The sequence below is a fragment of the Actinospineispora acaciae DSM 45401 genome (assembly GCF_000620785.1).
Lineage (GTDB): Bacteria > Actinomycetota > Actinomycetes > Mycobacteriales > Pseudonocardiaceae > Pseudonocardia > Pseudonocardia acaciae.
The window spans coordinates 366,110-389,471 of record NZ_JIAI01000002.1 but is presented as its reverse complement, the minus strand read 5'-3'; the positions used below and the strand labels follow the sequence as shown (position 1 = coordinate 389,471).

22 protein-coding genes are annotated in these 23,362 nt (G+C 73.6%); 11 read left to right on the top strand and 11 right to left on the bottom strand.

Annotation, left to right across the window (positions count from 1 at the left end):
* The gene (ptsP, locus tag N912_RS51220) at nucleotides 1–2,502 is read left to right on the top strand and encodes a phosphoenolpyruvate--protein phosphotransferase (protein WP_051580058.1); all 2,502 of its coding nucleotides are present in this window, start codon (nucleotides 1–3) and stop codon (nucleotides 2,500–2,502) included.
* A gap of 107 nt (nucleotides 2,503–2,609) precedes the next feature.
* A complete protein-coding gene (locus N912_RS51215; protein ID WP_245645255.1) occupies nucleotides 2,610–4,232 on the top strand; it encodes an alkaline phosphatase family protein in 1,623 nt (540 codons plus the stop codon).
* A gap of 7 nt (nucleotides 4,233–4,239) precedes the next feature.
* Here the strand turns inward: N912_RS51215 and N912_RS0111450 are convergent, their stop codons facing one another.
* Nucleotides 4,240–4,521 carry a DUF6191 domain-containing protein gene (locus N912_RS0111450; protein WP_028922529.1) on the bottom strand — a complete coding sequence of 94 codons (282 nt, stop codon included), beginning with the start codon at nucleotides 4,519–4,521 and terminating at the stop codon, nucleotides 4,240–4,242.
* Between the two features lie 69 nt (nucleotides 4,522–4,590).
* Here N912_RS0111450 and N912_RS0111445 point away from each other — a divergent pair, with 69 nt between their 5' ends.
* The 3 genes from N912_RS0111445 (at nucleotide 4,591) to N912_RS51205 (ending at nucleotide 7,024) form a co-directional block, all read left to right on the top strand.
* Complete coding sequence (locus tag N912_RS0111445) at nucleotides 4,591–4,929, top strand: winged helix-turn-helix transcriptional regulator (RefSeq protein ID WP_028922528.1); 339 nt, start codon at nucleotides 4,591–4,593, stop codon at nucleotides 4,927–4,929.
* A 124-nt stretch (nucleotides 4,930–5,053) separates the two neighbouring features.
* Nucleotides 5,054–6,265: an MFS transporter gene (locus tag N912_RS51210; RefSeq protein WP_064745239.1), complete on the top strand. Its 1,212-nt coding sequence runs from the start codon at nucleotides 5,054–5,056 to the stop codon at nucleotides 6,263–6,265.
* A 45-nt stretch (nucleotides 6,266–6,310) separates the two neighbouring features.
* A complete protein-coding gene (locus N912_RS51205) occupies nucleotides 6,311–7,024 on the top strand; it encodes a TetR/AcrR family transcriptional regulator (protein WP_051580055.1) in 714 nt (237 codons plus the stop codon).
* Between the two features lie 3 nt (nucleotides 7,025–7,027).
* Here the strand turns inward: N912_RS51205 and N912_RS51200 are convergent, their stop codons facing one another.
* Entirely contained in the window at nucleotides 7,028–7,696 is a 669-nt protein-coding gene (locus tag N912_RS51200; protein ID WP_037064214.1) for a FadR/GntR family transcriptional regulator, read from the bottom strand.
* A gap of 165 nt (nucleotides 7,697–7,861) precedes the next feature.
* Between N912_RS51200 and N912_RS0111425 the strand changes: the two genes are divergently transcribed.
* Complete coding sequence (locus N912_RS0111425; protein WP_028922527.1) at nucleotides 7,862–9,589, top strand: 2-isopropylmalate synthase; 1,728 nt, start codon at nucleotides 7,862–7,864, stop codon at nucleotides 9,587–9,589.
* On the opposite strand, the gene N912_RS0111420 is transcribed toward N912_RS0111425, so the two are convergent.
* The gene (locus N912_RS0111420; RefSeq protein ID WP_028922526.1) at nucleotides 9,586–11,142 is read right to left on the bottom strand and encodes an MFS transporter; all 1,557 of its coding nucleotides are present in this window, start codon (nucleotides 11,140–11,142) and stop codon (nucleotides 9,586–9,588) included. The genes N912_RS0111425 and N912_RS0111420 overlap by 4 nt on opposite strands.
* Before the next feature lie 159 nt (nucleotides 11,143–11,301).
* Here N912_RS0111420 and N912_RS0111415 point away from each other — a divergent pair, with 159 nt between their 5' ends.
* From N912_RS0111415 to N912_RS0111405, 3 genes are read left to right on the top strand one after another with little or no spacing between them, the layout of a single operon-like run.
* Nucleotides 11,302–11,949: a dihydrofolate reductase family protein gene (locus N912_RS0111415; protein ID WP_028922525.1), complete on the top strand. Its 648-nt coding sequence runs from the start codon at nucleotides 11,302–11,304 to the stop codon at nucleotides 11,947–11,949.
* Nucleotides 11,950–11,957: 8 nt separating this feature from the next.
* A complete protein-coding gene (locus N912_RS0111410) occupies nucleotides 11,958–12,293 on the top strand; it encodes a YciI family protein (protein WP_028922524.1) in 336 nt (111 codons plus the stop codon).
* Nucleotides 12,290–13,516: an RNA polymerase sigma factor gene (locus N912_RS0111405; protein WP_028922523.1), complete on the top strand. Its 1,227-nt coding sequence runs from the start codon at nucleotides 12,290–12,292 to the stop codon at nucleotides 13,514–13,516. The genes N912_RS0111410 and N912_RS0111405 overlap by 4 nt, the downstream gene beginning before the upstream one ends.
* Here N912_RS0111405 and N912_RS0111400 read toward each other — a convergent pair.
* Nucleotides 13,513–14,100 carry a dihydrofolate reductase family protein gene (locus N912_RS0111400; RefSeq protein WP_028922522.1) on the bottom strand — a complete coding sequence of 196 codons (588 nt, stop codon included), beginning with the start codon at nucleotides 14,098–14,100 and terminating at the stop codon, nucleotides 13,513–13,515. The genes N912_RS0111405 and N912_RS0111400 overlap by 4 nt on opposite strands.
* A gap of 143 nt (nucleotides 14,101–14,243) precedes the next feature.
* Here N912_RS0111400 and N912_RS0111395 point away from each other — a divergent pair, with 143 nt between their 5' ends.
* On the top strand, nucleotides 14,244–15,515 hold the full coding sequence (locus N912_RS0111395) for an FAD-dependent oxidoreductase (RefSeq protein WP_028922521.1): 1,272 nt from the start codon (nucleotides 14,244–14,246) through the stop codon (nucleotides 15,513–15,515).
* Nucleotides 15,516–15,606: 91 nt separating this feature from the next.
* Here the strand turns inward: N912_RS0111395 and N912_RS0111390 are convergent, their stop codons facing one another.
* Genes N912_RS0111390 through N912_RS0111380 form a run of 3 tightly spaced genes read right to left on the bottom strand, consistent with a single transcriptional unit; the run spans nucleotide 15,607 to nucleotide 18,076 of the window.
* Complete coding sequence (locus tag N912_RS0111390; RefSeq protein WP_084210814.1) at nucleotides 15,607–16,176, bottom strand: non-oxidative hydroxyarylic acid decarboxylases subunit B; 570 nt, start codon at nucleotides 16,174–16,176, stop codon at nucleotides 15,607–15,609.
* On the bottom strand, nucleotides 16,173–16,643 hold the full coding sequence (locus tag N912_RS0111385) for a pyridoxamine 5'-phosphate oxidase family protein (protein WP_028922519.1): 471 nt from the start codon (nucleotides 16,641–16,643) through the stop codon (nucleotides 16,173–16,175). Before N912_RS0111385 ends, N912_RS0111390 begins: the two co-directional genes overlap by 4 nt.
* The gene (locus N912_RS0111380; protein WP_211261211.1) at nucleotides 16,640–18,076 is read right to left on the bottom strand and encodes a UbiD family decarboxylase; all 1,437 of its coding nucleotides are present in this window, start codon (nucleotides 18,074–18,076) and stop codon (nucleotides 16,640–16,642) included. Before N912_RS0111380 ends, N912_RS0111385 begins: the two co-directional genes overlap by 4 nt.
* 86 nt (nucleotides 18,077–18,162) lie before the next feature.
* Between N912_RS0111380 and N912_RS0111375 the strand changes: the two genes are divergently transcribed.
* Nucleotides 18,163–19,113, top strand: a complete 951-nt coding sequence (locus N912_RS0111375) for an Lrp/AsnC family transcriptional regulator (RefSeq protein ID WP_028922517.1) — start codon at nucleotides 18,163–18,165, stop codon at nucleotides 19,111–19,113.
* Here the strand turns inward: N912_RS0111375 and N912_RS51195 are convergent.
* The 4 genes from N912_RS51195 to N912_RS66990 form a co-directional block, all read right to left on the bottom strand.
* Nucleotides 19,091–20,314, bottom strand: coding sequence for an MFS transporter (locus N912_RS51195; protein WP_051580054.1), 1,224 nt, complete (start codon nucleotides 20,312–20,314; stop codon nucleotides 19,091–19,093). The genes N912_RS0111375 and N912_RS51195 overlap by 23 nt on opposite strands.
* Nucleotides 20,315–20,376: 62 nt before the next feature.
* Nucleotides 20,377–20,940 carry a TetR/AcrR family transcriptional regulator gene (locus tag N912_RS0111365; protein WP_028922516.1) on the bottom strand — a complete coding sequence of 188 codons (564 nt, stop codon included), beginning with the start codon at nucleotides 20,938–20,940 and terminating at the stop codon, nucleotides 20,377–20,379.
* Nucleotides 20,941–20,942: 2 nt separating this feature from the next.
* Nucleotides 20,943–22,475: an MFS transporter gene (locus N912_RS51190; RefSeq protein WP_084210813.1), complete on the bottom strand. Its 1,533-nt coding sequence runs from the start codon at nucleotides 22,473–22,475 to the stop codon at nucleotides 20,943–20,945.
* Nucleotides 22,476–22,570: 95 nt separating this feature from the next.
* The coding region (locus N912_RS66990; RefSeq protein ID WP_425415289.1) for a cytochrome c oxidase subunit I at nucleotides 22,571–23,362 on the bottom strand (792 nt) is incomplete at its 5' end.

Below are 23,362 nucleotides of genomic sequence, written 5' to 3'. Positions count from 1 at the left end.
ATGGCCGAGGTGGGGCTCGTCGTGGTGTCGCACAGCCGCCCGCTGGCCAGGGCGGCGGTCGCGCTGGCCTCGGAGATGCTGCACGGCGACCGGGCGCGGATCGGCATCGCCGCCGGGCTGGACGAGACCACGTTCGGCACCGACGCCGCCCAGATCGTCGAGGCGATCTCCGAGGTCGACCGCGGTGACGGGGTGGCCGTGCTGATGGACCTGGGCAGCGCGGTGCTCTCCGCCGAGCTGGCCCTGGAGCTGCTCGACGACGAGGTACGGGCGCGGGTGGCGCTGTGCCCGGCCCCGCTGGTCGAGGGCCTGGTGGTGGCGGCGGTGGCGGCCGCCGGGGGCGCGTCGCTCGCCGAGGTGGCCGCCGAGGCGCAGTCCGCGCTGGCCGGCAAGACCGCCCAGCTCGCACCGCCTGACTCTCCACCGACCGGGACCGACACCGAACCGAGCGACGAGCCCGCCGGGGCGGTCAGCGGCGTGTTCACGCTGGCAAACGAGCACGGCCTGCACGCCCGCCCGGCCGCCCGGCTGGTCGGGCTGATCGGCCGCTACGACGCCACCGGCGAGCTGCGCAACCGCACCACCGGCTCACCGTGGGTGCCCGCCTCCAGCCTGTCCAGGATCGCCACCCTGGGCGCGCTGCCGGGCCACGAGATCGAGCTGCGCACCACCGGCGCCCACGCCCGCGCCGCGCTCGACGACATCCTCGCCCTGGCCGCCCGCAACTTCGACGAGCCGGCGTCACAAGCACCCGCGCCAGCGCCATCCCAACCCGCTGCCCGACCGCAACGGACCCACGGCCCGATGCCCGCCTCCCCCGGCATCGGCATCGGCCCGGCCCGCACCCCGGGCGCGTCCGTGATCGAGATCCCCACGGACGACGACACCGCCGCCGACCCCACCGCCGAACGGCACCGCCTCGACCGGGCCATCGCCACCGTCCGCGACGACATCGCCCGGCTGCGCGCCCGCACCGCCGCCGACCTCGACGAACCGGAAGCCGCGATCTTCGACGCGCACCTGCTGCTGCTCGACGACACCGACCTGCTCCACCAGGTTCGCACGAACATCGACACCGGCCGGTCCGCCCCACGGTCCTGGGCCGAGGCGATCGCCGCCCTGAGCGACCAACTGGCCGCCCTGCCCGACCCGTACCAGCAGGCCCGCGCCGCGGACGCGCGCGCCGTCGGCGACCAGGTCCTCCGAGCACTCCTGGGCGACAACGCGCGGACCCACACCGCCGCGCCGAAGCCCCCCGGCGTCCTGGTGGCCGCCGAGCTCACCCCCGCCCAGGCCGCCGAGCTGGACCCCGCGACCGTGACCGCCGTCCTCCTGGCCTACGACAGCCCCACCGCGCACGCCGCGATCCTGCTCCGCGCCAAGGGCATCCCCGCCGTCGTCACCGCCGGACCCGCCGTCCTGGACATCGCCGAGGACGCCCCCCTCGTCGTCGACGGCACCCTCGGCGAGTTCGTGATCAACCCACCGCCCGCGACCCAACGCTCCTACCGCGACCGCGCCGCCCAGCTCGCCGACGCCGCCGAGCGCGCGCTCGCGCACGCCACCGAACCCGCCGCCACCCGCGACGGCGTCCACATCGCCGTCGGCGCCAACATCGGCTCGCTCGACGACGCGGTCGCCGCCGCCCGGCTCGGCGCCGACCACGCCGGCCTGGTCCGCACCGAGTTCCTGTTCCTCGGCCGCGCCGACCCGCCCGGCGTGGACGAGCAGGAGGCCATCTACCGCGACATCGCCGACGCGCTCGGCGGGCGCCGGATCACCCTGCGCACCCTCGACGTCGGCGGCGACAAGCCGCTGCGCTACCTGCCCGCCCCCGCCGAGGCCAACCCCTACCTGGGCGTGCGCGGCATCCGGCTGTCCCTGGCCCATCCCCGGCTGCTCGCCGACCAGCTGCTCGCCATCGCCCGCCTCGCGCACGACACCCCGGTCAGCGTGATGTTCCCGATGGTCGCCACCCTGGACGAGCTGCTCGCCGCCCGCCGCCGGCTCGACGACGCCGTCGCCCGGGTCGGCCGAGGCCACCCCGACGGCCTGGAGGTCGGCATCATGGTCGAGATCCCGGCCGCCGCGCTCAAGGCCGCCGCGTTCGCCCCGCACGTCGACTTCATGAGCATCGGCACCAACGACCTCACCCAGTACGCCATGGCCGCCGACCGCAACAACGACGCCGTCGCCACCCTCGGCGACCCCTACGACCCCGGCGTGCTGCGCCTGATCGACGCCACCTGCCGGGGCGCCGAGGGGCACGCCACCGTGGCGGTCTGCGGCGAGCTGGCCGCCGACGAACCGGCCGCCACACTGCTCACCGGCCTCGGCGTGCGCGAGCTGTCGGTCACCCCGCACGCGATCCCCGCGACCAAACAGGCCGTCCGAGCCCTGGACACCCGCGACGCCGCCAGGCTCGCCCGGGCAGCACTGGCCGCCCCCGATGCGCACACCGCCCGAGAGTCCGTACCACCGACCGGGCATCATCGAGCCTGAACCATCCGGCGGGGCGGGCCGTGTGGTCGCCTGTCCACAGCTCGCACAGATGGGTCCTCATGGTGTCACCCACGCGACCTCGCCGGCCGCGCCGACTCCGCGCACGGGTGACCACCGTGTCGGCCGCCCTGCTGGTGTTCGCCGCCCTCGTCGCCCCCGGCGACCCGGGCGGCCTCACGCCGTGGGCGCTGGCCCGGATCCCGGTCGAGGGCCTGCTGGCCGCCGCGCTGGTCCTCGTCCTGCCGTCCAGGCCGAGCCGCCTGCTGGCCGCCCTGTTCGGCGCCGCGCTCGGCGTGGTGACCGTCATGAAGATCGTCGACCTGGGCTTCACCTCGGTGCTGGACAGGCCGTTCGACCCGCTGTGGGACTGGCGGCTGTTCGGCGACGGGTTCGGCTTCGTGTCCAGCACGTCCGGCCAGGCCGCCGCGATCGGCTGCGTCGTCGCCGCCGTGCTGCTGGCCGCCGCCGTCCCGGTCCTGCTGGCGCTGTCCACGCTGCGCCTGAGCCGCGTCGTGGCCCGGCACCGCACCCCGGCCGTCCGCGCGCTGGCCGTGCTCACCCCGGTCTGGGTCGTCTGCGCCCTGCTCGGCGCGCAGCTCGCCCCCGGCCTGCCGGTCGCGGGCGCGAGCGCGGCCGGGGCGGCCTACGGCGACGCGATGCGGCTGCGCGCCAACCTCCTCGACCAGCGGGAGTTCGCCCACGACCTGGCCACCGACGCCTTCCGCGACACCCCGCGCGATCAGTTGCTGACCGCCCTGCGCGGCAAGGACGTGGTGATCTCCTTCGTGGAGAGCTACGGGCGCGACGCCATCCAGAACCCGATGTTCGCCCCCGGCGTCGGCGCGGTGCTCGACGACGGCGACCGCCGGCTGGCCGCCGCCGGGTTCGGCTCCCGCAGCGCCTACCTCACCTCGCCGACGTTCGGCGGCGCCAGCTGGCTGGCGCACTCCACGCTGCTCTCCGGGCTGTGGATCGACAACCAGGAGCGCTACCGCGAGCTGGAGTCCAGCGACCGCCTGACCCTCACCAGGGCGTTCCGGGAGGCGAGCTGGCGCACGGTCGGCGTGATGCCCGGCGTCACCACCGACTGGCCGGAGGCGGCGTTCTACGGCTACGACCGGCTCTACGACTCGCGCAACCTGGGCTACCGGGGCCCCAAGTTCAGCTGGGCCACCATGCCCGACCAGTACACCCTGACCGCCTTCGACCGCCTGGAACGCGAGGTCCCCGCCCGGCCCCCGCTGATGGCCGAGATCCCGCTGGTCTCCAGCCACGCCCCCTGGTCGCCGCTGCCCCGCCCGGTGGACTGGGCGGACGTCGGCGACGGCTCGGTGTTCAACTCCATGTCCGCGCCCGGCGACCTGCCGCAGGCCATCCTGACCAGGGACCCCGCCGTGGTCCGCGCGGGCTACCGGGACTCCGTCGAGTACTCGCTGAGCACCCTGATCTCCTACCTGGAGACCCGGGGCGGCGACGACCTGGTGTTCGTCTTCCTCGGCGACCACCAGCCCTCCCCGATCGTCACCGGCCCGAACGCCAGCCGCGACGTGCCGATCACGATCGTCACCAAGGACCGCGCCGTGCTGGACCGGATCTCCTCCTGGGGCTGGCACGACGGCCTGAAACCGGGCGCCGACGCCCCGGTCTGGCGGATGGACGCCTTCCGCGACCGCTTCCTGACCGCCTTCGGGCCGAGGACCGAGCCGCTACGCGCCAGCGCCGACCACTAGCCGACCACTAGGCGCCGGACCGAGGCCGCACCCGCACCACGTGCGAGTCGAGGTCGACCAGCAGGCCCGATCCCCCGGCACCCGGGGACGGATCGTCGAGGCTGAACTCGACGACGCGTTGTTGTTCGAGCTGGTGTCGCCGGGCGGGGTAGAACAGCGCATCGACCTCCATCGCCGCCGTTCCCACGCGCGCGGTGCCGGCGCGGTGTTCCCGATACAGCGCGATCAGCCCGGCCACCAGGGTGACCAGCACGAAGCCCGTGACCGCGAGCGCGCCGACCTGAGCCATGTCACCACAGTAGACCAGTAGACGACTTACTTCTTGTGCACCAACTTACGATTCGTTAGTCTCTGCCGCATGGACCTCACCGACTCCGCGTTCTGCCCGCGCTACCACAAGGCCGTCGAGGTCATCGGCAAGCGCTGGACCGGCGTGATCCTGCGGGCCATGCTGCTGGACGTCACCCGGTTCGCCGACCTGCGCGCGGTCGTTCCCGGGCTGTCCGACCGACTGCTCGCCGAGCGGCTCAAGGAGCTGCAGGAGGAGGGCATCGTCGAGCGGATCGTCCACCCCGAGACCCCGGTGCGCATCGAGTACCGGCTCACCGAGAAGGGCCTCGAACTGCACGACGTCGTCTACACCCTGAGCCGGTGGGCGGACCGCTGGGTCCCGCTGGAGGCCACCGCCACCACCTGACACCGGGCACAACCGCATCTTTCACCGACCGATGAGGCCCGGCCTCATCGGCTGAGCATCCCTGTCCTCACACACCCGCCGGGCCGCGCGGGCGATCCGCCCTGCCCAGAAACGGAGACCCGTCATGACCAGGACCGCGCCCCAACGGGGGGAGACCGAACGCCCGACGCCGTGGATGTGGCTCGGCGTGCTCACCGTCGCGGTGGGAATCTTCTCCATGATCACCGCCGAGCAGCTGCCCGTCGGCCTGATCCCGGCGATCGCGGGCGAGCTGGGCGTCTCCACCGGGGCCGCCGGCCAGACGGTCACCGCGCCGGGCGTGATCGCGGCGTTCGCGTCGGTCGGCATCCCGCTGCTGGTCGGACGGCTGGACCGGCGCGTGCTGCTGGCCGTGCTGCTCGCGGTGATGGCCGTGGCGAGCACGGTGTCGGCGCTCGCCCCGAACTACGCGGTGCTGATCGGGTCGCGCGTGTTCGTCGGGATCACCATCGGCGGCTTCTGGGCGACCGCGGGCAGCCTGGCGATCCGGCTGGTACCGGGGCCGTACGTGGCGCGCGCCATGGTGCTGATCTTCGGCGGGGTGAGCGCGGCGGCCGTGCTCGGCGTGCCGGTCGGGACGATCCTCGGCGAGTGGCTGGGCTGGCGCGCCGCGTTCGGTGCGCTCGCCGGGCTCTCCGCCGCCGTCCTCGTCGCCGCGCTCATCCTGCTGCCGCGGCTGCCCGCCGCCGAGCCGGTGCGGCCGCGGACCCTGCGCGCGCAGCTGCGCAACCCCGCGCTGGTCGCGGGCATCCTCGCCACCGCGCTGCTGGTCGCGGGCCACTACGGCGCCTACACGTTCGTGAGCCCCGCGCTGCTGAACATCTCCGGGGTCGGCAGCGGGGTCATCGGCGTGCTGCTGCTCGGCTACGGGGTGCTGGGGATGGTGGCCAACGTGTTCGCCGGCCCGAGGGCGGCGCGCACGCCGGGCCGGGCCGCCGCGGTCATCGCCGTGGCGCTCGGCGCGACGCTCGCGCTGTTCCCGCTGCTCGGCGCGAGCCCGTGGGGCGGGGTCGCGCTGGTGCTGGTGTGGGGCCTGGCCTACGGCGGCGCGCCGGTCACCCTCCAGACCTGGGTGATGACGGCGGCGCCGGCGAGCGCCGAGGCGGCCACGGCCGTGTACTGCTTCGTGTTCAACATGTCCATCGCCGTGGGCGCGGCCGCCAGCGGCCTGGTCATGGACGCGTTGGGCGTGCCGAGCGTGCTGTGGCTCGGGGCGGCGCTGGTGCTGCTGGTCCTGCTCACGGTCCGCCGGGCACCTCGCCCGGGCCCGAGCGAGCCACGACTCGGTGGACAATGAGCGTGGCCGGGCGGTCAGGCGGACCCGGGAACGCAAGGGGAGCCGATGGCCCGCGAGCACGCGCCCGGACCGGCCGCGGGGCAGGTTCGCCGCGCGGCGGTGCGGCTGTTCGCGAAGAAGGGGTTCCACGGCACCGGGATTCGTGAGCTGGCCGACGCGGCCGGGCTGTCCTCGGCGTCGCTCTACCACTACATGGGCACCAAGGAGGACCTGCTCGCCGGGATCATGCGGGACTCGCTGGAGCGGCTGTTGCGCACCGCCGCCGAGGTGGTCGAACAGGCGCCCTCGCCGCCGGCCCGGCTCGGCGCGCTGGTCCAGCTGCACGTGCTCACCCACGCGCTGCTGCCGTTGGAGACCAGCGTGGTCGACAACGAGATCAGGGCGCTGTCGCCGGCCAGGCGCCGCGAGATCGTCGGGCTGCGGGACAGCTACGAGCGGCTGTGGCGCACGGCCATCGAGGACGGCTGCCGAGGCGGCCAGTTCCGCACCACCGCGCCCGGCGTGGCCCGGCTGGCGCTGCTGGAGATGTGCAGCGGGGTGGCCAGGTGGTACTCCCCGCGCGGGCCGCTCGGGCTGGACGAGATAGCCATCCGGCACGCCGAGATCGCCTTCCAGGTGCTCCAGCTCGACGGTGACCCCACCGCCGTCGCGCTGCCCGACCTCGCGCACTACACGGCGCTGGTGTCGCGGGTGTGGGGGGTGCGGGTGCCGACCACCGCCCGCCGCAAGGCGCCGATGTCGGTGGGCAGCGCGGGCTGACCGTCACGGCGGATCGGTCACGGCGGCGAGCAGTTGGTCGAGGTGTGCCCGGCTGACCGCCGCCGCCCGGTCGGGGTCGCGGTCGCGGACGGCCTCGGCGATGGCGCGATGGGCGTCGGCCGCGTCCGGGCGGGCGGCCCCGGGGCGGCGGGCGGCGAGGAAGTCGAGCATGGCCCGGCGGATCCTCGGGGCGAACGAGGCGAACATCTCGGCGATCACCGGGTTGTGCGCGGCGGCCACCACCGCCCGGTGGAACCGCAGGTCGGCGTCCACGAACGCGGCGTCCCCGCCGGCCTCGGCGCGGTCGGCCAGGCGGCGGCGCAGGGTGCGCAGGTCGTTGGGGGTGCGGCGGCGGGCCGCGAGCCGGGCGGCCTCCACCTCGACGGCGACCCGGCCCTCCACCACGTCGGCGATGCGCGAGCGGCGCAGCACCGCGTCCCAGTCCTCGGCCGGCTCGGCGGCCACCACGAACACCCCGGCGCCCTGCCGCGACTCCAGGACGCCCCGCCCGGCCAGCTCGCGGATCGCCTCCCGCACGGTGGAGCGCCCGACCCCCAGCTCGGCGGCCAGCGCCGTCTCGCCGGGCAGCCGGCCTCCGATCGCCAACCGGCCGTCCGTGACGCGGGCGAGCAGCAGTTCGGCCGCCTGCTCGGCGAGCGGGTAACGACGCACGGCAACCTCTCAGGTTGTCTGAGGAGTGGTCGTCCGCTAGCGTAGCCGACATGCCGTGGAGCGCGCTGCTTCTTCGCCGCCTCGGCGGGGCCTGACCGGACCGGCACCCCGTCGTGGGGCCTTCGCGCGCCGGTCCTCCCCGCCTGGACCGAAAGGCAGCGCCATATGAACTTCCCAACCCTGCACATCCCGGACGGCAAGATCCCCGCCGACCGGCCGTTTTGGAACCGGCAACGCCCGTCCCGGATGCCGTCGCACAGGTACACCGACGTCCACGCCCGCGTCGACGTCCCGCTGACCGACCGGCGCTGGCCGTCACGGCGCATCGAGACGCCCCCGCTGTGGGTGCCCGTCGACCTGCGCGACGGCAACCAGGCGCTGGCCGAGCCGATGGACCCGGCCCGCAAGCGCCGCTTCTTCGAGCTGATGCTCGCGATGGGCTTCAAGGAGATCGAGGTCGGCTACCCGTCGGCGTCCCAGGCCGACTTCGACTTCGTCCGCCTGCTCGCCGAGCGCGACCTGGTGCCCGGCGACGTCACGGTCGTGGTGTTCACCCCGGCGCGCACCGACCTGATCGAGCGGACGTTCACCGCCATCGCCGGCCTGCCCAACGTGGTGGTGCACATGTACACCGCGACCGCGCCGACCTGGCGGCGGGTGGTGCTCGGCCGGACCCGCGACGAGCTGCGCGCGCTCATCCGCGCCGGCGGCGAGGACATCGCGCGGCTGGCCGGCGACGACCCTGGCGTCCGGTTCGAGTTCTCCCCCGAGGTGTTCATCCTGACCGAGCCGGACTATGTGCTCGAGGTCTGCGACATGATGACCGCGCTCTGGGACGCGAGCCCGGACCGGCCGGTGATCCACAACCTGCCGGCCACCGTGGAGGTGGCCACCCCGAACGTCTACGCCGACCAGATCGAGTACATGCACCGCCACCTGGCCCGGCGCGAGTCGGTGATCCTGTCCGTGCACCCGCACAACGACAGGGGCACCGGCGTCGCCTGCGCCGAGCTGGCCGTGCTCGCCGGCGCGCAGCGGGTGGAGGGCTGCCTGTTCGGCAACGGCGAGCGCACCGGCAACGTGGACCTGGTCACGCTCGCGCTGAACCTGCACGCCCAGGGCGTCGACCCGATGATCGACTTCGGCGACATCGACGAGATCCGCCGCACCGTCGAGCACTGCAACCGGATCGGCGTGCACGAGCGGCATCCCTACGGTGGCGACCTGGTGTACACCGCGTTCTCCGGCACCCACCAGGACGCGATCAAGAAGGGCATGGCGCACCACCGGGCGCGGGCCGCCGACCTGGGAGTGGCCGAGTCCGAGGCGCCGTGGGAGGTGCCGTACCTGCCCATCGACCCGGCCGACGTCGGACGCTCGTACCAGGCGGTCATCCGGGTCAACAGCCAGTCCGGCAAGGGCGGCATCGCCTACCTGCTCGCCGAGCACCACGGCCTGCAGCCGCCGCGCCGGCTGCAGATCGACTTCGCCAGGGTGGTGCAGCAGCACGCCGACGCCACCGGCCAGGAGGTCGGCGCGGACCGGCTGTGGGAGCTGTTCACCGCCGCATACGTCACCGCCCCGCCGGGCCGCGCGTCCTGGTCGATCGACGACACGCGCGGCCGGCCGCACGCCGTACTCACCGCCGACGACCGCCCGACCCGGCACCCGCTCCCCGGCCCGGACCCGGTGCCCGAACTGCTGGACGTGCTGGCCGCCGCCGGGCACAAGCTGGAGGTGCTCGACCTCGCCCCCGCCGAGCGCAACGACACCGGCGGCTGGGTGGCCTACCTGGAGTACCGGGCCGGCGGCGACACCGCCTGGGCGGTCGGCCTGGGCGCCTCCTCATCCGAGGCCGGCCTGAACGCCGTGATCGCGGCCGCCAACCGCTAGGAACCGGTCTTCACCGATGAGGCGGCCCGGCGGCCGGTTGGGGGTACGTGCCTGAGCCTGGCGGCGATGACGACCGCCGCGAGGAGCAGGATGCCGACGGACACCGTGGCGAACACGTTCATCCCGCTGACGAAGGCCTCGCGCGCCGCCGCCACCAGCGGGGCACCCAGCTGTGCCGGCAGGTCGGAGGCCGCGGCCACGGCACCGGCGACGCTCTCGCGGGCACCGGCGAGGGCGTCGCCCGCCAGGCCTTCCGGCGCGGTGTCGTCGAGCCGGCCGACGTACACGGCGGCGCCGATGCTGCCCATGACCGCCACCCCGAGCGAGGCGCCGGCCTCGTTGGCGACCTGGGTCATGGACGCGGACGAGCCGGCCTTGTCCGGCGGCGCCGAGGCGACCACCAGGCTCGTGCCGAGGGTCAGCAACGGCCCCTCCCCCAGTGCCGTGACCGCGAAGCCGAGCATCACCAGGCCCGGGCCGGAGCTCGCGTCCAACCGGCTGAACATCGCGTACGCCGCCGCCATCCCGACCAGCCCACCGGAGATGAGGTAGGCGGGCCGGATCCGCCGGGCCAGCAACGGGGACAGGATGCCGCTGGCCGCCGCGACCGCCATGCCCGGCAGCAGGCACAGCGCCGAGGCCAACGGCGTCATCCCGGACACCGACTGCAGGAACTGGGTGAGGTAGAACAGGCCCGAGGCGCCGATGAGGGCGTAGAGCACCAGCCCGACCAGCATCGTGCTGAACGACCGGTTGGCGAACAGCCGCAGGTCCAGCAGCGGGTGGTCGCCGCGCAGCTGCCGGCGGACGAAGACCGCGCCGATCCCGACACCGGCGAGCCCGACCAGGATGGGCACCGGTCGCCAACCGTGCCGGGTGATCTCCTTGAGCCCGTAGCTCAACGCGATCATCGTGACCACCGACAGCAGCGCGCCGATCACGTCCAGGCTCGCCGTGCCGGAGCCCCTGTGCTCGGCCACGAACACCGGGCAGAGCACGAGCAGCAGCGCCATCACCGGCACCGCCAGCAAGAACGTCGAGCCCCACCAGAGGTGCGCCAGCATCACCCCGCCGACCACCAGGCCGAGGATCGCGCCCAGGGTGAAGCCGCCGGCCCAGACGCCCACGGCGAGGCCCATCTGCCTGGGGTCGGGGAACATGTTCCTGATCAGCGCCAGGGTGGACGGCGCGAGCGTCGACCCGGCGACTCCCAGCAGCGCCCGGCCGAGGATGAGCATGTCGGCGCTCGTGGCGAAGGCGCACACCAGGGAGGCCGCCGCAAAGCCGGCCGCACCGACCATCAGCACCTTCCGCCGGCCGACCCGGTCACCGAGCGTGCCCATCGTGATGAGCAGCCCGCCGACCATGAACCCGTAGACGTCCACGATCCACAGCTGTTGCGCCGCGCTGGGCCGAAGCTCCTCGGTGATCTTGGGCAACGCGAGCAGCAGCGCGAACATCTCGAACGTGATCATCAATGTGGCCAGCGCGAGGGTCGCCAGGCCGATCCACTCCCGACGCCCGGCCGCACGGACAGCTCCGTTCTCGGTCACTTTCTTCCTGCCCTTCGTCCGGTAGGTACTCACCCGGCGAACGGCGAGGCGGCGATTCGACAACCGGGGACGCTGTCGATTTCGGAGAGTCCCGTTCGCCGTGGTTGATGAGGGCGCCACCCCGGGCGCCCATCGACAGCTACGAGCGAAGGAAGCGATATGGCAAGGCTGATGGTGACCATGTTCGTGTCCCTGGACGGTGTCCTGCAGGCACCGGGCGGCGACGACGAGGTCCACGACCCGGGTTACGAACACGGCGGCTGGGCCGCTCCGCTCATCAAGGAGCAGGTCATCGAGCGCATGACCGACCTGATCGGCAGGGCGGACGCGCTGCTGCTCGGGCGCAACACCTACGACATCTTCGCCGCCACCTGGCCGCTCGCCGGCCCCGACGACCCGATCGGGGTGATCATGAACAAGCTGCCCAAGTACGTCGCCTCGCGCACGCCGAGGACGCTGACGTGGCAGAACTCCGAGCCGCTCACCGGCGACGTCGTCGAGGCCGTCGCCGACCTCAAGCGGCGTGAGGACGGCGAGATCCAGGTGCACGGCAGCGGCGGGCTGATCCAGACACTGCTCGAGCACGACCTGGTGGACGAGTTCCACCTGTTGGTCTTCCCCGTGCTGCTCGGCTCCGGCAAGCGGCTCTTCGCGGAGGGAACCGTCCCGGCCGGCCTCAGGCTGGTCGAGTCCACCACGTTGGACGCCGGCGTCGTGGTCAGCAGGTACGCGCGGGCGGGCGCGCTCGCCTACGGCGCGATCGGCCCGGAGACCGAGAACTGGTCGCCGGGCGGGACGAACAGGTAGGGCCGGCGATGTCCCAGTACGCGATCCTGATCTACGAGCGGGAAACCCCCGGCGGGATTGCCGACATCCCGCCCGACGTCATGGAGGCGAACCTGCGCGCCGGGGAGAAGATCTCGGCGCTGGGCGCCACGGTCCTCCACGAGCACGGGACGCAACCCAGCGCGACGGTCCGGACCATCCACAAGAACGGCCGGGTCACCGACGGCCCCTTCATCGAGAGCAAGGAGGTGATCGCCGGGTTCTTCGTGGTGGAGGCCGCCGACCTCGACCAGGCGATCGCCATCGGCAGGCTGCTCCCGATCATGGATGGGGCCGTCGAGGTGCGGCCGCTGCTCGAGGCGTGACGTCCGCCCGGGAGGCGGTCGCCGACGCGCACCGTCGCGAGTGGGCCACCGTGCTCGCCGCGACGGTGCGCGTGACCCGCGACCTCGACCTGGCCGAGGAGTGCGTGCAGGACGCGTACGCCTCGGCGCTCGACGAGTGGACCCGTCGCGGCGTCCCGACCAGGCCCGGCGCCTGGCTGGTCACCGCCGCCCGGCACAACGCGGTGGATGCCCTGAGGAGGGCCAGAACGTTGCGGTCGAAGCTGCACCTGCTGACCGAGCCCGCCGGCGACTCGCCGCCCGAGCCGGCCGTGCGCGAGGACCGGCTGCGGCTGGTCTTCCTGTGCTGCCACCCGGCGCTGGTGATCGAGGCCCAGGTCGCGCTGACGCTACGGTTGGTCTGCGGCGTCACGACCTCGGACATCGCGAAGCTGTTCCTGGTCTCGGAAGCGACCATGGCGGCGCGGATCACCCGGGCGAAGAAGAAGATCGTGGCGGCGCGGATCCCGTTCCGGATGCCCGCCGGGAGCGAGCTGCCGGACCGGTTGGACGCCGCCCTGACCGTGATCCACCTGCTGTTCACGGTCGGCCACACCGCGCCCACCGGCCAGAAGCTGACCCGAAACGACCTCGCCGAACGCGCCGTCGACCTGGCCCGCATGCTGCGCGCCGAGATGCCGGACGAACGCGAGGTCCAGGGGTTGCTCGCGCTGCTGCTGGCCAACCACGCCCGGCGGGCCACCCGCGCCACGGCGGACGGGCGCCCGCTGCTGTTGGAGGAGCAGGACCGCTCCGCCTGGGACCGGCGGGCCATCACCGAGGCGCACGGCCTGGTCGTCGAGGCGCTCGCGGGCGGCAACCCCGGCCGGTTCGCCCTGCAGGCCGCGATCGCCAGCCTGCACGCGACCGCGCCCAGCTACGACGAGACCGACTGGGCGCAGGTCCTGGTGCTCTACGACGAGCTGCTGAGGACGTGGCCGTCGCCGGTGGTCGCGCTGAACCGCGCCGTCGCCGTCGCGATGGTCAGCGGTCCGGCGACCGCGCTGGCCGAGGTCGAGGCCCTCGAAGCGGACACGCGGCTCGCCGGCTACCGCTACCTGCCGGCGGTCAAGGCCGACCTGTTGCGCCGGCTGGGCCGGAGGGCCGACGCCGCCTCGGCCTACGAGCGCGCGATCGCGCTGGCCGAGAACGACGCCGAACGAGCCCTCCTGGCCAGCCGACTCGCCGAGATGGGAAAGACCTAGCGCCGGACGGGATACCGGAGGTGGAGGGCACGGCGGCCTTGCACGACGATCGGGTCGTGGAGCAGTAGGTGTCCGTGGCGCAGCCCTGAGAAGTAGGGGATGCCTTCGCCGAACAGCACAGGTACCAGGCTGACGCAGACTTCGTCCACCAGACCGAGGTTGAGCGCCTGCTGGATGACGTTCGCGCTGGCGATCGTGACGTCCTTGTCGCCCGCGATCTGGCGCGCGTGGGTGATCGCGGCGTCAACTCCGTCGACGAACGTCGTGGTGGGCCACGTCGTCGCGGCATCGGCGGGCGCGTGATGTGTGACAACGACGACGGGCGCGCCGGCGGGGTGCTTGTCGTTCCATCCGTTGGCGATGTCGAACAGGCGTCGGCCGGTGACGAGCGCCCCGGTGTTCTCGGTCAGCTCGCGCAGCGCCTGCGCGCTGGCGTCGTCGACCTGGAACGTGACGTCCTCGTTGGGGTTCGGCACGGTCACGGTGCCGGCCTCGTACCAGTCGAAGAGCTCTCCGGGCTGGTCGCCGGGGTCGGCGATGAACCCGTCCAGCGACATCGTCATGTGGGTGAAGATCTTGCCCATCCTGGGTTCTCCTCCGGGTCAGGTTGCGGTTTCACCGACGCGTCGATCCGGACACCCGGATATCGACACCCGGGACGGTCGCGGTGGACCGGACTTCTCGCGCTCGGCGGGCGGGCGGTGGCTCGGTGCGCGACGATCGGCGGATGGCTTCGAACGACTACGACGTGATCGTCGCCGGGGGTGGCTCGGCCGGGGTCGCGGCGGCGGTGGGGGCCGCGCGGACCGGGGCGCGGGTGCTGCTCGTCGAGGCCGGGCCGTGCCTGGGCGGGGCGGCCACGCTGCGCAACGTGACGACGTACTGCGGGCTGTGGACGCAGGCGGAGCCGCCGGAACGGGCGGTGGCCGGGGTGGCCGACGAGGTGTTGGACGAGCTGCGGCGGCTGGACGGGGTGGAGGGGCCGGTCCGTTCGCCGTCGGGATACGTGATCGCGGTGTTCGATCCGGAGGCCGCCAAGCTGGCGTTGGATCGGGTGTGCGCGCGGGCAGGGGTGTCGGTGCTGCTGCACGCCATGGTGACCGGCGCGCGCCGTGAGGACGACCGGGTCACGGCGGTCACGGTCGCGGACCACCGGGGTGCGCACGAGCTGACCGCGGCGGCGTTCGTGGACGCCACCGGCGAGGGGGACCTGGCGTTCCAGGCCGGCGCGTCGACGCGGTACGGCAACCACGGCACCGTGCAGGCGGGCACGCTGAGCGTCAGGATCGGCGGGATCGCGCCCGACGCGGACGTCTCCCGGGACCGGTGGGCTCGGGCGCTGAACGCGGCCACCGGCACGGGCGACGACACGGCGGCGGACGACACGGCGCGGGTCAAGGAGCGCGGGCTGGTGCTGCGGCTGCCGGTGTCCGGCGACGCGGTGAGCTACCTGGTGGACGTCGCCTACGACGCGACCGACTCCTGGGACATCAGCCGCGCCGAGGCCCGGGGGCGCGCGCTGGCGCGTGAGCTGCTGGCCGCCGTGCGCACCATCCCCGGCCACGAGCGCGCGTACATCGCGTGCACCGGCCCGCACCTGGGCACCCGCGAGTCACGGCACGTCGACGCCCGCTACCGGCTGACCGAGGCCGACGTCACCGGCGGCGCGAGCTTCGACGACTCGGTGGCGCTGGGCGCCTGGCCGATCGAGTACCACCCCGGCCCCGGCCGGCCGGACGTCTGGCGCCCGGTCGGCGGCGGGGGCGCCTACGGCATCCCGCTGCGCGCCCTGCACAGCGTCGACACCGCCAACCTGTTCGCCGCCGGCCGGCTCGCCGACGCCGACAGCCTGGCCGGCGGCTCGCTGCGGGTGATGGGCACCGCGTTCGCCACCGGCCACGCCGCCGGAGTGGCGGCCGCCGTACTAGCCGACACCGCCCGCACCGATCCCACCGCGGTGAAACGCCACCTGCTCGCCCAGAACGCCCGCCTCACCTGACCGCCGAGCCCCGCCCGCCGCACATCTACCTGGGGCTCCGCACACCCCGCACCATGTGCGACACCACACCGAGCTGTGCGGCGCCCAGGAGCTAGCGGGCGAGGCCTTGCCAGCGGCGGGCGGTGGGTGAGGGGAGGGCTAGCTGGTCGAGGACTCGGGTCACGGTGTGGTCGACCAGGTCGTCGATGGTTTTCGGGTGGTTGTAGAAGGCGGGCATGGGCGGGACGATGTCGACGCCCATGCGGGCCAGGGCCAGCATGTTCTCCAGGTGGATCTGGGTGAGCGGGGTCTCGCGGGGCACCAGGACGAGGCGGCCGCGTTCCTTGAGGGTGACGTCGGCGGCCCGGGTCACCAGCGTGTCGGCGTAGCCGGTGCGGATGCCGGCCAGCGTCTTCATGCTGCACGGGATGACGACCATGCCGTCGGTGCGGAACGAGCCGGACGAGATGAGCGCGCCCTGGTCGCCGAGGCGGTGGTGGACGTCGGCGAGGTCGATGACCTGGCGGACGGTGTAGGGCGTCTCCAGCTCGATGGTGGTGCGCGCCCAGGTGGAGATGATCAGGTGGGTCTCGACGTCGGGCAGGTCGGCGAGCACCTGGAGCAGGCGGACGCCGAACGGCGCGCCGGTGGCGCCGGTCATGGCCACGATCAGCCGGGTCATCGGCCGGCCGCCCCGCCCAGCTCGGCGAGGATCGCGGCGGTCCGGGGCCAGCGCTCCCGCTCGGCGATCTCCGGCTCGGTGCGGAAGCCGAGCGGGCGCAGCGGGATGCCCAGCGAGTCGGGCTTGTGCGACACGGCCTCGAAGACGCAGCCGAGCAGGTCGTCACGGTCGAGCGAGCGCAGCAGGCGGAGCTTGACGTGGTGGCACACGGTGCCGTGCACGGCGAGCAGCGCGGCGCGCCCGTCCCGGCGCAGGTTGGCCCGGGTGCGGGCGCCCGCGACCACGGCGAGCAGGACGGCCCCCGACGGTTCCAGCTCGGAGCGGGACAGCAGCGCGCTGTGCGGGTAGCCGTGCTCGTCCACGGTGACGAACGGGAACGCCTGCTCGTCGGCGTCGGCGTCGGCGTCGACGCCGGGGAAGCCGCGCAGCAGGTCGGCGACCTCGTCGGGCAGCGGCAGGCCGGTCACAGCGGCAGAGCGGCCCGCCACCGCTCGCGGATCTCGGTCCGGTAGGCGTCGGAGAAGCGGTTCGCCCTGGGGTACTGGTCCTTCCAGGCGAACGGCTTGCAGGCGTCGATGAGCACGATGCCCATCGTCATGTCACCGGCGGCGCGCCGCTCGGGGGACAGCCGGGGGTCGATGGCGGTGGTCGGGGTGCGCAGCAGGTGCACCGACCGGCCGGGGTCGACCCTGGTGAAGATCGCCCACAGCACGTGGTTGATGTCGGTGATGTCGATGTCCTCGTCGACCACCACGAAGTAGCGCTCCATGCCGCCGCTGCGCTTGCGCCCGGCCGCCGCGAGCAGCGCGTGCATGGCGTCGCCCGCGCCGGTCTGCTCGATGGAGACCACCATCATCAGCTGCCGGGCGTACGCCCAGACGCCCCGGACGTTCTGCACCCCGGAGCTCTCCAGGTGCTCCCAGGTGACCGACGCGGAGTACAGCGGAACGGCCTGGTCGCCGGCCGGTACGGTGGGGATCATCGGCGGCGCGCCGAGGATGATCGGGTCGTCGCGGTGCAGGATCCGCCGCACCCGCACCACCGTCTCCTGCCCGGAGTGGGTGTAGTAGCCGGTCCACTCGCCGAACGGCCCCTCCAGCACGGACTCCTCGTCCAGCGGCGGCATCTCGCCCTCGATGACGATCTCCGCGTGCGCCGGCACCGGGATGCCGCTGGCCAGCCGCAGCACCTCCACCGGCGCCCCGCGCAGGCCACCGGCCAGGTCGTACTCCGAGACCCCGGCCGGCGCCGCCATCGCCGCCGCCGTGGACAGGATCGGGTCCTGCCCGACCACCACCGCGATCGGGCACGGCTTCCCGCGCTGCCAGTACTTGGTGGCGATCGCGCGGGCGTGCCGGTTGCCGAGCATCCACAGCGACAGCCGGTCGCGGCCCTGCACGCACGCCCGGTAGGTGCCGGCGTTGACCCATCCGGTGTCCGGGTCGCGGGCCAGCACCATGCACGCGGTGCCGATGTAGCGGCCGCCGTCGCCGTCGTGCCAGCGCGGCGTGGGGAAGGCTGTCAGGTCGACCTTGTCGTCCTCCAGCACGTTCTCCAGCACCGGGCCGGTGGCCACCTCGACCGGCGGGGTCGGCTCCAGCCGGCGGCTCATGCCCTGCCAGGCGCGCACGATGTCCAGCTTGGGGGTGTCCGGCGGCAGGCCCAGCGCCACCGCCGTGCGCGCCGGGGTGCCCATGAAGTTGGTGAACACCCGGAACCCGCTCGGGTAGCCGGGGATGTCGTCGAACATCAGCGCAGGCCCCTCGGCCTCCGCGCCCAGCTCGGTGATGCAGCCGATCTCCAGGTCCCAGTCCGCGCCCCGCACGACCTTGACCTCGTCCTGGCCGAGCCGGGCGGTCAGGTTGTCGACGTAGTGCCGCAGGTCTCGAAACGCCGTCATGCCCAGCAGTCTCGTTCCGGGTACCCGGGGTCTCAACGGCGTGCTGGGCATAGCGCCGGTCTTCGTCGGAATAGCAAAGTTGATGCATGGATCTCCTCGACAGGCAGCTCATCCGTGCGCTGAAGGTCGACGGCCGGGCCTCGCTGCGCCGGATCGCCGCCGTGCTCGGGGCGTCCGACCAGCGGCTGGCCCGCCGCTACACGAGGCTGCACGCGGACGGCGTGCTGCGGGTGCGCGCCCGGCTGGACCCGCGCCGGCTCGGGCACGTGGAGTGGATCATCCGGCTGCACTGCGTGCCACCGGCCACCCTGTCCATCGCCCGCGCCCTGGCCCGCCGCGACGACACCCACTGGGTCCGGCTGGCCTCCGGCGGCACCGAGATCATGTGCAACGTCGAGGCCCGCAGCGACCGCGACCGGGACACGCTGCTTCTCAACGAGCTGCCCGCCACCCGCCGGGTCACCGCGATCGGCGCCCACCGGGTGCTGCGCGGCCTGCGCGGCGGGCGCAACGTCTGGCCGGTCCCCGCCGGGGTGCTCGACCAGGACCAGCTCGACCGGCTCGCGCCCCCGCCTCCGGACCTGGCGGGCACGCCCGTCGAGCTGGACGACGGCGACCGCGCGCTGGCCGCCGAGCTGGCCCGCGACGGCCGCGCCCCGCACGCGCTGCTCGCGGCCAAGCTCGGCCGGCACGAGTCCACGGTCCGCCGCCGCATCGCGCACCTGCGCGCCAGCGGGGCGCTGTACTTCGACGTCGAGCTGGACGACCGCCGCCTCGGCTACGCCACCAGCGCGGTGCTGTGGATCTCCGTCGAACCGTCCGCGCTGGACGCCGCCGGCCGCGCCATCGCCGAGCTGCCCGAGGTGCCGTTCGCGGCCGCCACCACCGGCCCGCACAACCTGGTCGCCTCGCTGCTGTGCACCGACGACGACTCGCTCTACGACTGCATCTCTCGTCGGATCGGCTCACTGCCCGGCGTCCGCGCGATCGAGACCGCGCCGATCATCCGCACCGTCAAGCGGGTGGGGCTGGAGTAGGGAGCCGGGCGGGCGCGGTCCGGGTGATCCAGGCGGCGGTGAGCAGGCCGAGCGCGCCGGTCCCGACCGCGAACCAGAGCACGGCGGTGAACAGCGAGGACGCGTCCGCCAGCACGCCCACGCCGAGCACCGGCAGGGCCACCCCGAGGTAGAGGCACACCGAGAACGCGGCGGCCAGTTCGGCACGGCGGGACGGCGGCGCGATGTGGTTGAGCTGGGTCTGGGCGCCGAGGAACGCCAGCCCGAGGCCGGCGCCGTCGGTGACCGCGCTGGCCAGCAGCCACGGCAGCGAGCCGGTCGGGAACGCGACCACCAGCGCGACCAGGCCGGCGGCGAGCAGCACCAGCCCGGCGACCTGGGCGCGGTGCGCCGGCATCCGGCGGAACACGAACTGGGCGGCGGCCGCCGTGGCGAGCATGACGAACGCGACGGCGCCGAGCAGGGCGAGGTTGTCGGTGGCCAGCAGCGCCTCGGCGTAGGAGGGCACCACGGAGGTGTACAGCGCCCCGACCGACCAGCAGGTGAACACGGTCAGCCCGACCTGCGCGAACGGTAACCGGATCGCGGCCGGAACGCCCGGGCGGCGGGCACGGGCGGTGCGGACGGCGGGTACGACGCCCCCGGCCACCAGCAGCCCGGCGGTCAGCGCGAGCTGCAGCGCGGCCACCAGCAGGTAGCTCAGCGCGGACGGGGCCGGGGCGTACTCGGCGAGCAGCCCGCCGAGCAGCGGCCCGCCCGCGCCGCCGCCGGCCACCGCCATCGCGGCGTACCGCGCGGCCCGCGCCCGGTCACCGGCGGGTTCCAGCTCGACCAGCGCGGCGGTGGCCGCCCCGGTCGCGGCGCCGACCGCCACCCCCTGCAGTGCGCGCCCGGCGAACAGCCAGCCCACCGTGCCCGCGCCGGCCAGGACCACGGCGGCGGCCGTGGCGGCGAGCAGGCCGAGCACGACCACGCCGCGCCTGCCGAACCGGTCCGCCAGCCGCCCGAACACCAGCAGCGACGGGATCAGCGCCAGCGCGTAGGTGGCGAACAGCAGGGTGAGCGCGGTCGCGGACAGGTCGAAGTGCGCGCGGTAGCGCACGTACAGCGGGGTGGGCACCTCGGTGCCGGCGATCAACGTCAGCAGCGAGGCGGCGTAGAGCCAGAACGCGGCGCGGCGTCCGGCGCCGAGCCCGAGATGAGCAGGCCTGTACAACTCCATGACGATCACAGTGCCAACGCCGGGGCCGGCGCTCCGGCGGTTTTGCGACGTGACCGCCGGGGTTACTTCTCCAACGCCCGGCGGAGCACCGAGCGGATGTGGTCCGGGTCGGCCTCGCGGTCGTCGAGCAGGATCGCGGTGCACAGGCCGTCGGACAGGGCGACGACGGCCTCGACCGCGTCCGGGTCGTCGGTCTGGGTGCGGGCGAGCTCGGCGACGTTGTCGCGCCAGCGCCGCGCGGCCGGGCGCAGGGCGGGGCGACGGGCGGCCAGGGTGGACAGCTCGCGCTCGGCGAGCGCGCGCTCCCGGCCGGGGCCGGCGGACTCGGCGATGAGGTGGGCGAGCCCGTCGAGCGGGTCGTCCTCGGTGTCGATGAGCCGGCGGATGCGGTGGGTGTAGGCGTCGGTGACGCTGGTCAGGGCGGCCACCAGCAGGTCGTCCAGGGTGGCGAAGTAGTACAGCGTGAGGCTGGTGGTGATGCCGGCCTGCTTGGCGACGGTCCGGTGGGTGACGCCGCTGGCCCCGTCGCGGCGCACGACCGCGAGCGTCGCCTCGATGATCTGCGCGCGGCGGCGTTGGCCGCGCAGCGTGCGCCCGTCGGCGGTGTCCTGTTCGGCCTCGGTCATCGTCACCCCCTCGCGTCGAGGTTATCCGGCCGCACCTCCGTCTCCGAGCCATCCGGGCCGAGCGGCCGGATGTGCCGCAGCGTGGTGAAGCAGGCGAGCGCGGCGGCGGCGATGGCGATGCCCGCCAGCACGGCGGAGGCGTTGAGCCCGCCGAGGAACGCGGCCCGCGCCTGGTCGAGCGCCCCCGCCGGCAGATCATTCGCCACCGACACCGCCCCGGCGAGGCCGTCGCCGTACGCCCCGCTCGCGGCCGCGGACAGCCCCGGAGGGACCTGCGCCGTGCACCGGTAGATCGCCGTCGTGATGCTCCCGAGCAGCGCCACCCCCACCGCTATGCCCAGCTCCTGAACGGTCTCCGACAGCGCCGCGGCCGACCCGGACTTCGCCGCCGGCGCCGCGCCCACCACGATGTCGGTGCCCAGGGCGGCGATCACCCCGAGCGCGAGGTAGACGAACGCGAACCCGGTGACCACCCCGGGCGCGCCGCCCGGCGCGGCGACGGCGAGCAGTCCGTAACCGACCAGCGACAACGCCAGCGCGGCCGCCATGACGACGCCCGGAGGCACCCGGCGCGCCACCAGCGGAGCGCCGAGGGCACCGACCAGCATGGCCAGCGCCGGCGGCCCCATGTACAGCCCGGCCGCCGTGGCCGAGAGCCCCTCCACGAGCTGCAGGTACTGGGTGACCAGGAACATCGTCCCGCCGAAACCCACCAGGCCGACCAGCAGGACGGTCAGGGCCGAGGAGAACGCCCGGCCGGTGAACAGCCGCACGTCCAGCAGCGGCTCGCGCAGCCGCAGCTGGCGGCGGACGAAGGCGACGGCGGCGATGACCCCGACCAGGGCGGCGGCCAGCGCCGGCACGCCGACGCCGTGGACGGACACCTCCTTGATCGCGTAGACGATCGGCAGCATCGCCACCAGCGACAGCCCGACGCTGAGCGGGTCGAGGCGGCCGTCACCGGTGCGGAACTCCGGCAGCAGCACCGGCGCACCGACCAGCACCAGCACCACGATCGGCACCGCGAGGAGGAAGGCCGCGCCCCACCAGAAGCCGGCGACCAGCACGCCGCCCACGACCGGCCCCGCCGCCATCCCGAGCGCGAACATCGTGGCCCACACGCCGATCGCCATCGCCCGCTGCCGGGCATCGGCGAACATGTTGCTGATCAGCGACAGCGTCGAGGGCATGAGCGTCGCCCCGGCCACCCCGAGCAGCGCCCGCGCCACGATCAGCCACGCGGCGCTGGGCGCGAACGCCGCCGCCACCGAGGCCACCCCGAACGCGGCCACCCCGACCATCAGCAGCCGCCGCCGCCCGATCCGGTCGCCCAGCGTGCCCATCGTGATCAGGAACCCGGCGATGAAGAAGCCGTACGCGTCCATGATCCACAACAGCTGGGCCGCGGTCGGGTTCAGGTCCGTGGCCAGGCTCGGAACGACCAGGTAGAGCGCCGTCACATCGAGCCCCAACAGCATGGTCGGCAACGCCAGCAGCGCGAGACCGCCCCACTCCTGCCAGCCGGCCCGTCCCATTCCGTCTCCTCGCATTAGTTGAACGTTCGTACTAGTTGTACCATAGTTCAACATCCGAGCCGGAAGGGTTCGAACGAGGACGGGTGGTGTGGCGGTTAGTGTTCGGCCGGCTCAGGCCCGGCCGGCTTCCTGGGGCGGCCGTGCACCTCGGCGCGCAACCGGCCGACCAGGTGCGGGTAGTGCAGCTCGAACGCGGGACGCTCGGAGCGGATCCTGGGCAGCTCGGTGAAGTTGTGCCTCGGCGGCGGGCAGCTGGTGGCCCACTCCAGCGAGTTCCCGTGCCCCCACGGGTCGTCCACCGTGACCACCCGCCCGAACCGGTAGCTGCGGAACACGTTCCACACGAACGGCAGCACCGAGGCGCCCAGCACGAACGAGGAGATCGACGAGATGGTGTTGAGCGTGGTGAACCCGTCGGTGGGCAGGTAGTCGAAGTAGCGCCGGGGCATGCCCTCCGCGCCCAGCCAGTGCTGGACCAGGAACGTGCCGTGGAAGCCCAGGAAGGTCAGCCAGAAGTGGATCTTTCCGAGGGTCTCGTCCATCATCCGGCCGGTCATCTTCGGGAACCAGAAGTAGATGCCGGCGTAGGTGGCGAACACGATCGTGCCGAACAGCACGTAGTGGAAGTGCGCGACCACGAAGTAGGTGTCGGTGATGTGGAAGTCCACCGGCGGGGAGGCCAGCAGGATGCCGGTCAGCCCGCCGAGCAGGAAGGTGACCAGGAAGCCGACGGCGAACAGCATCGGCGACTCGAAGGTCAACTGGCCCTTCCACATCGTCCCGATCCAGTTGAAGAACTTGATGCCGGTCGGGATCGCGATCAGGAACGTGGTGAACGAGAAGAACGCCAGCAGCACCGCGCCGGTGGCGTACATGTGGTGCGCCCA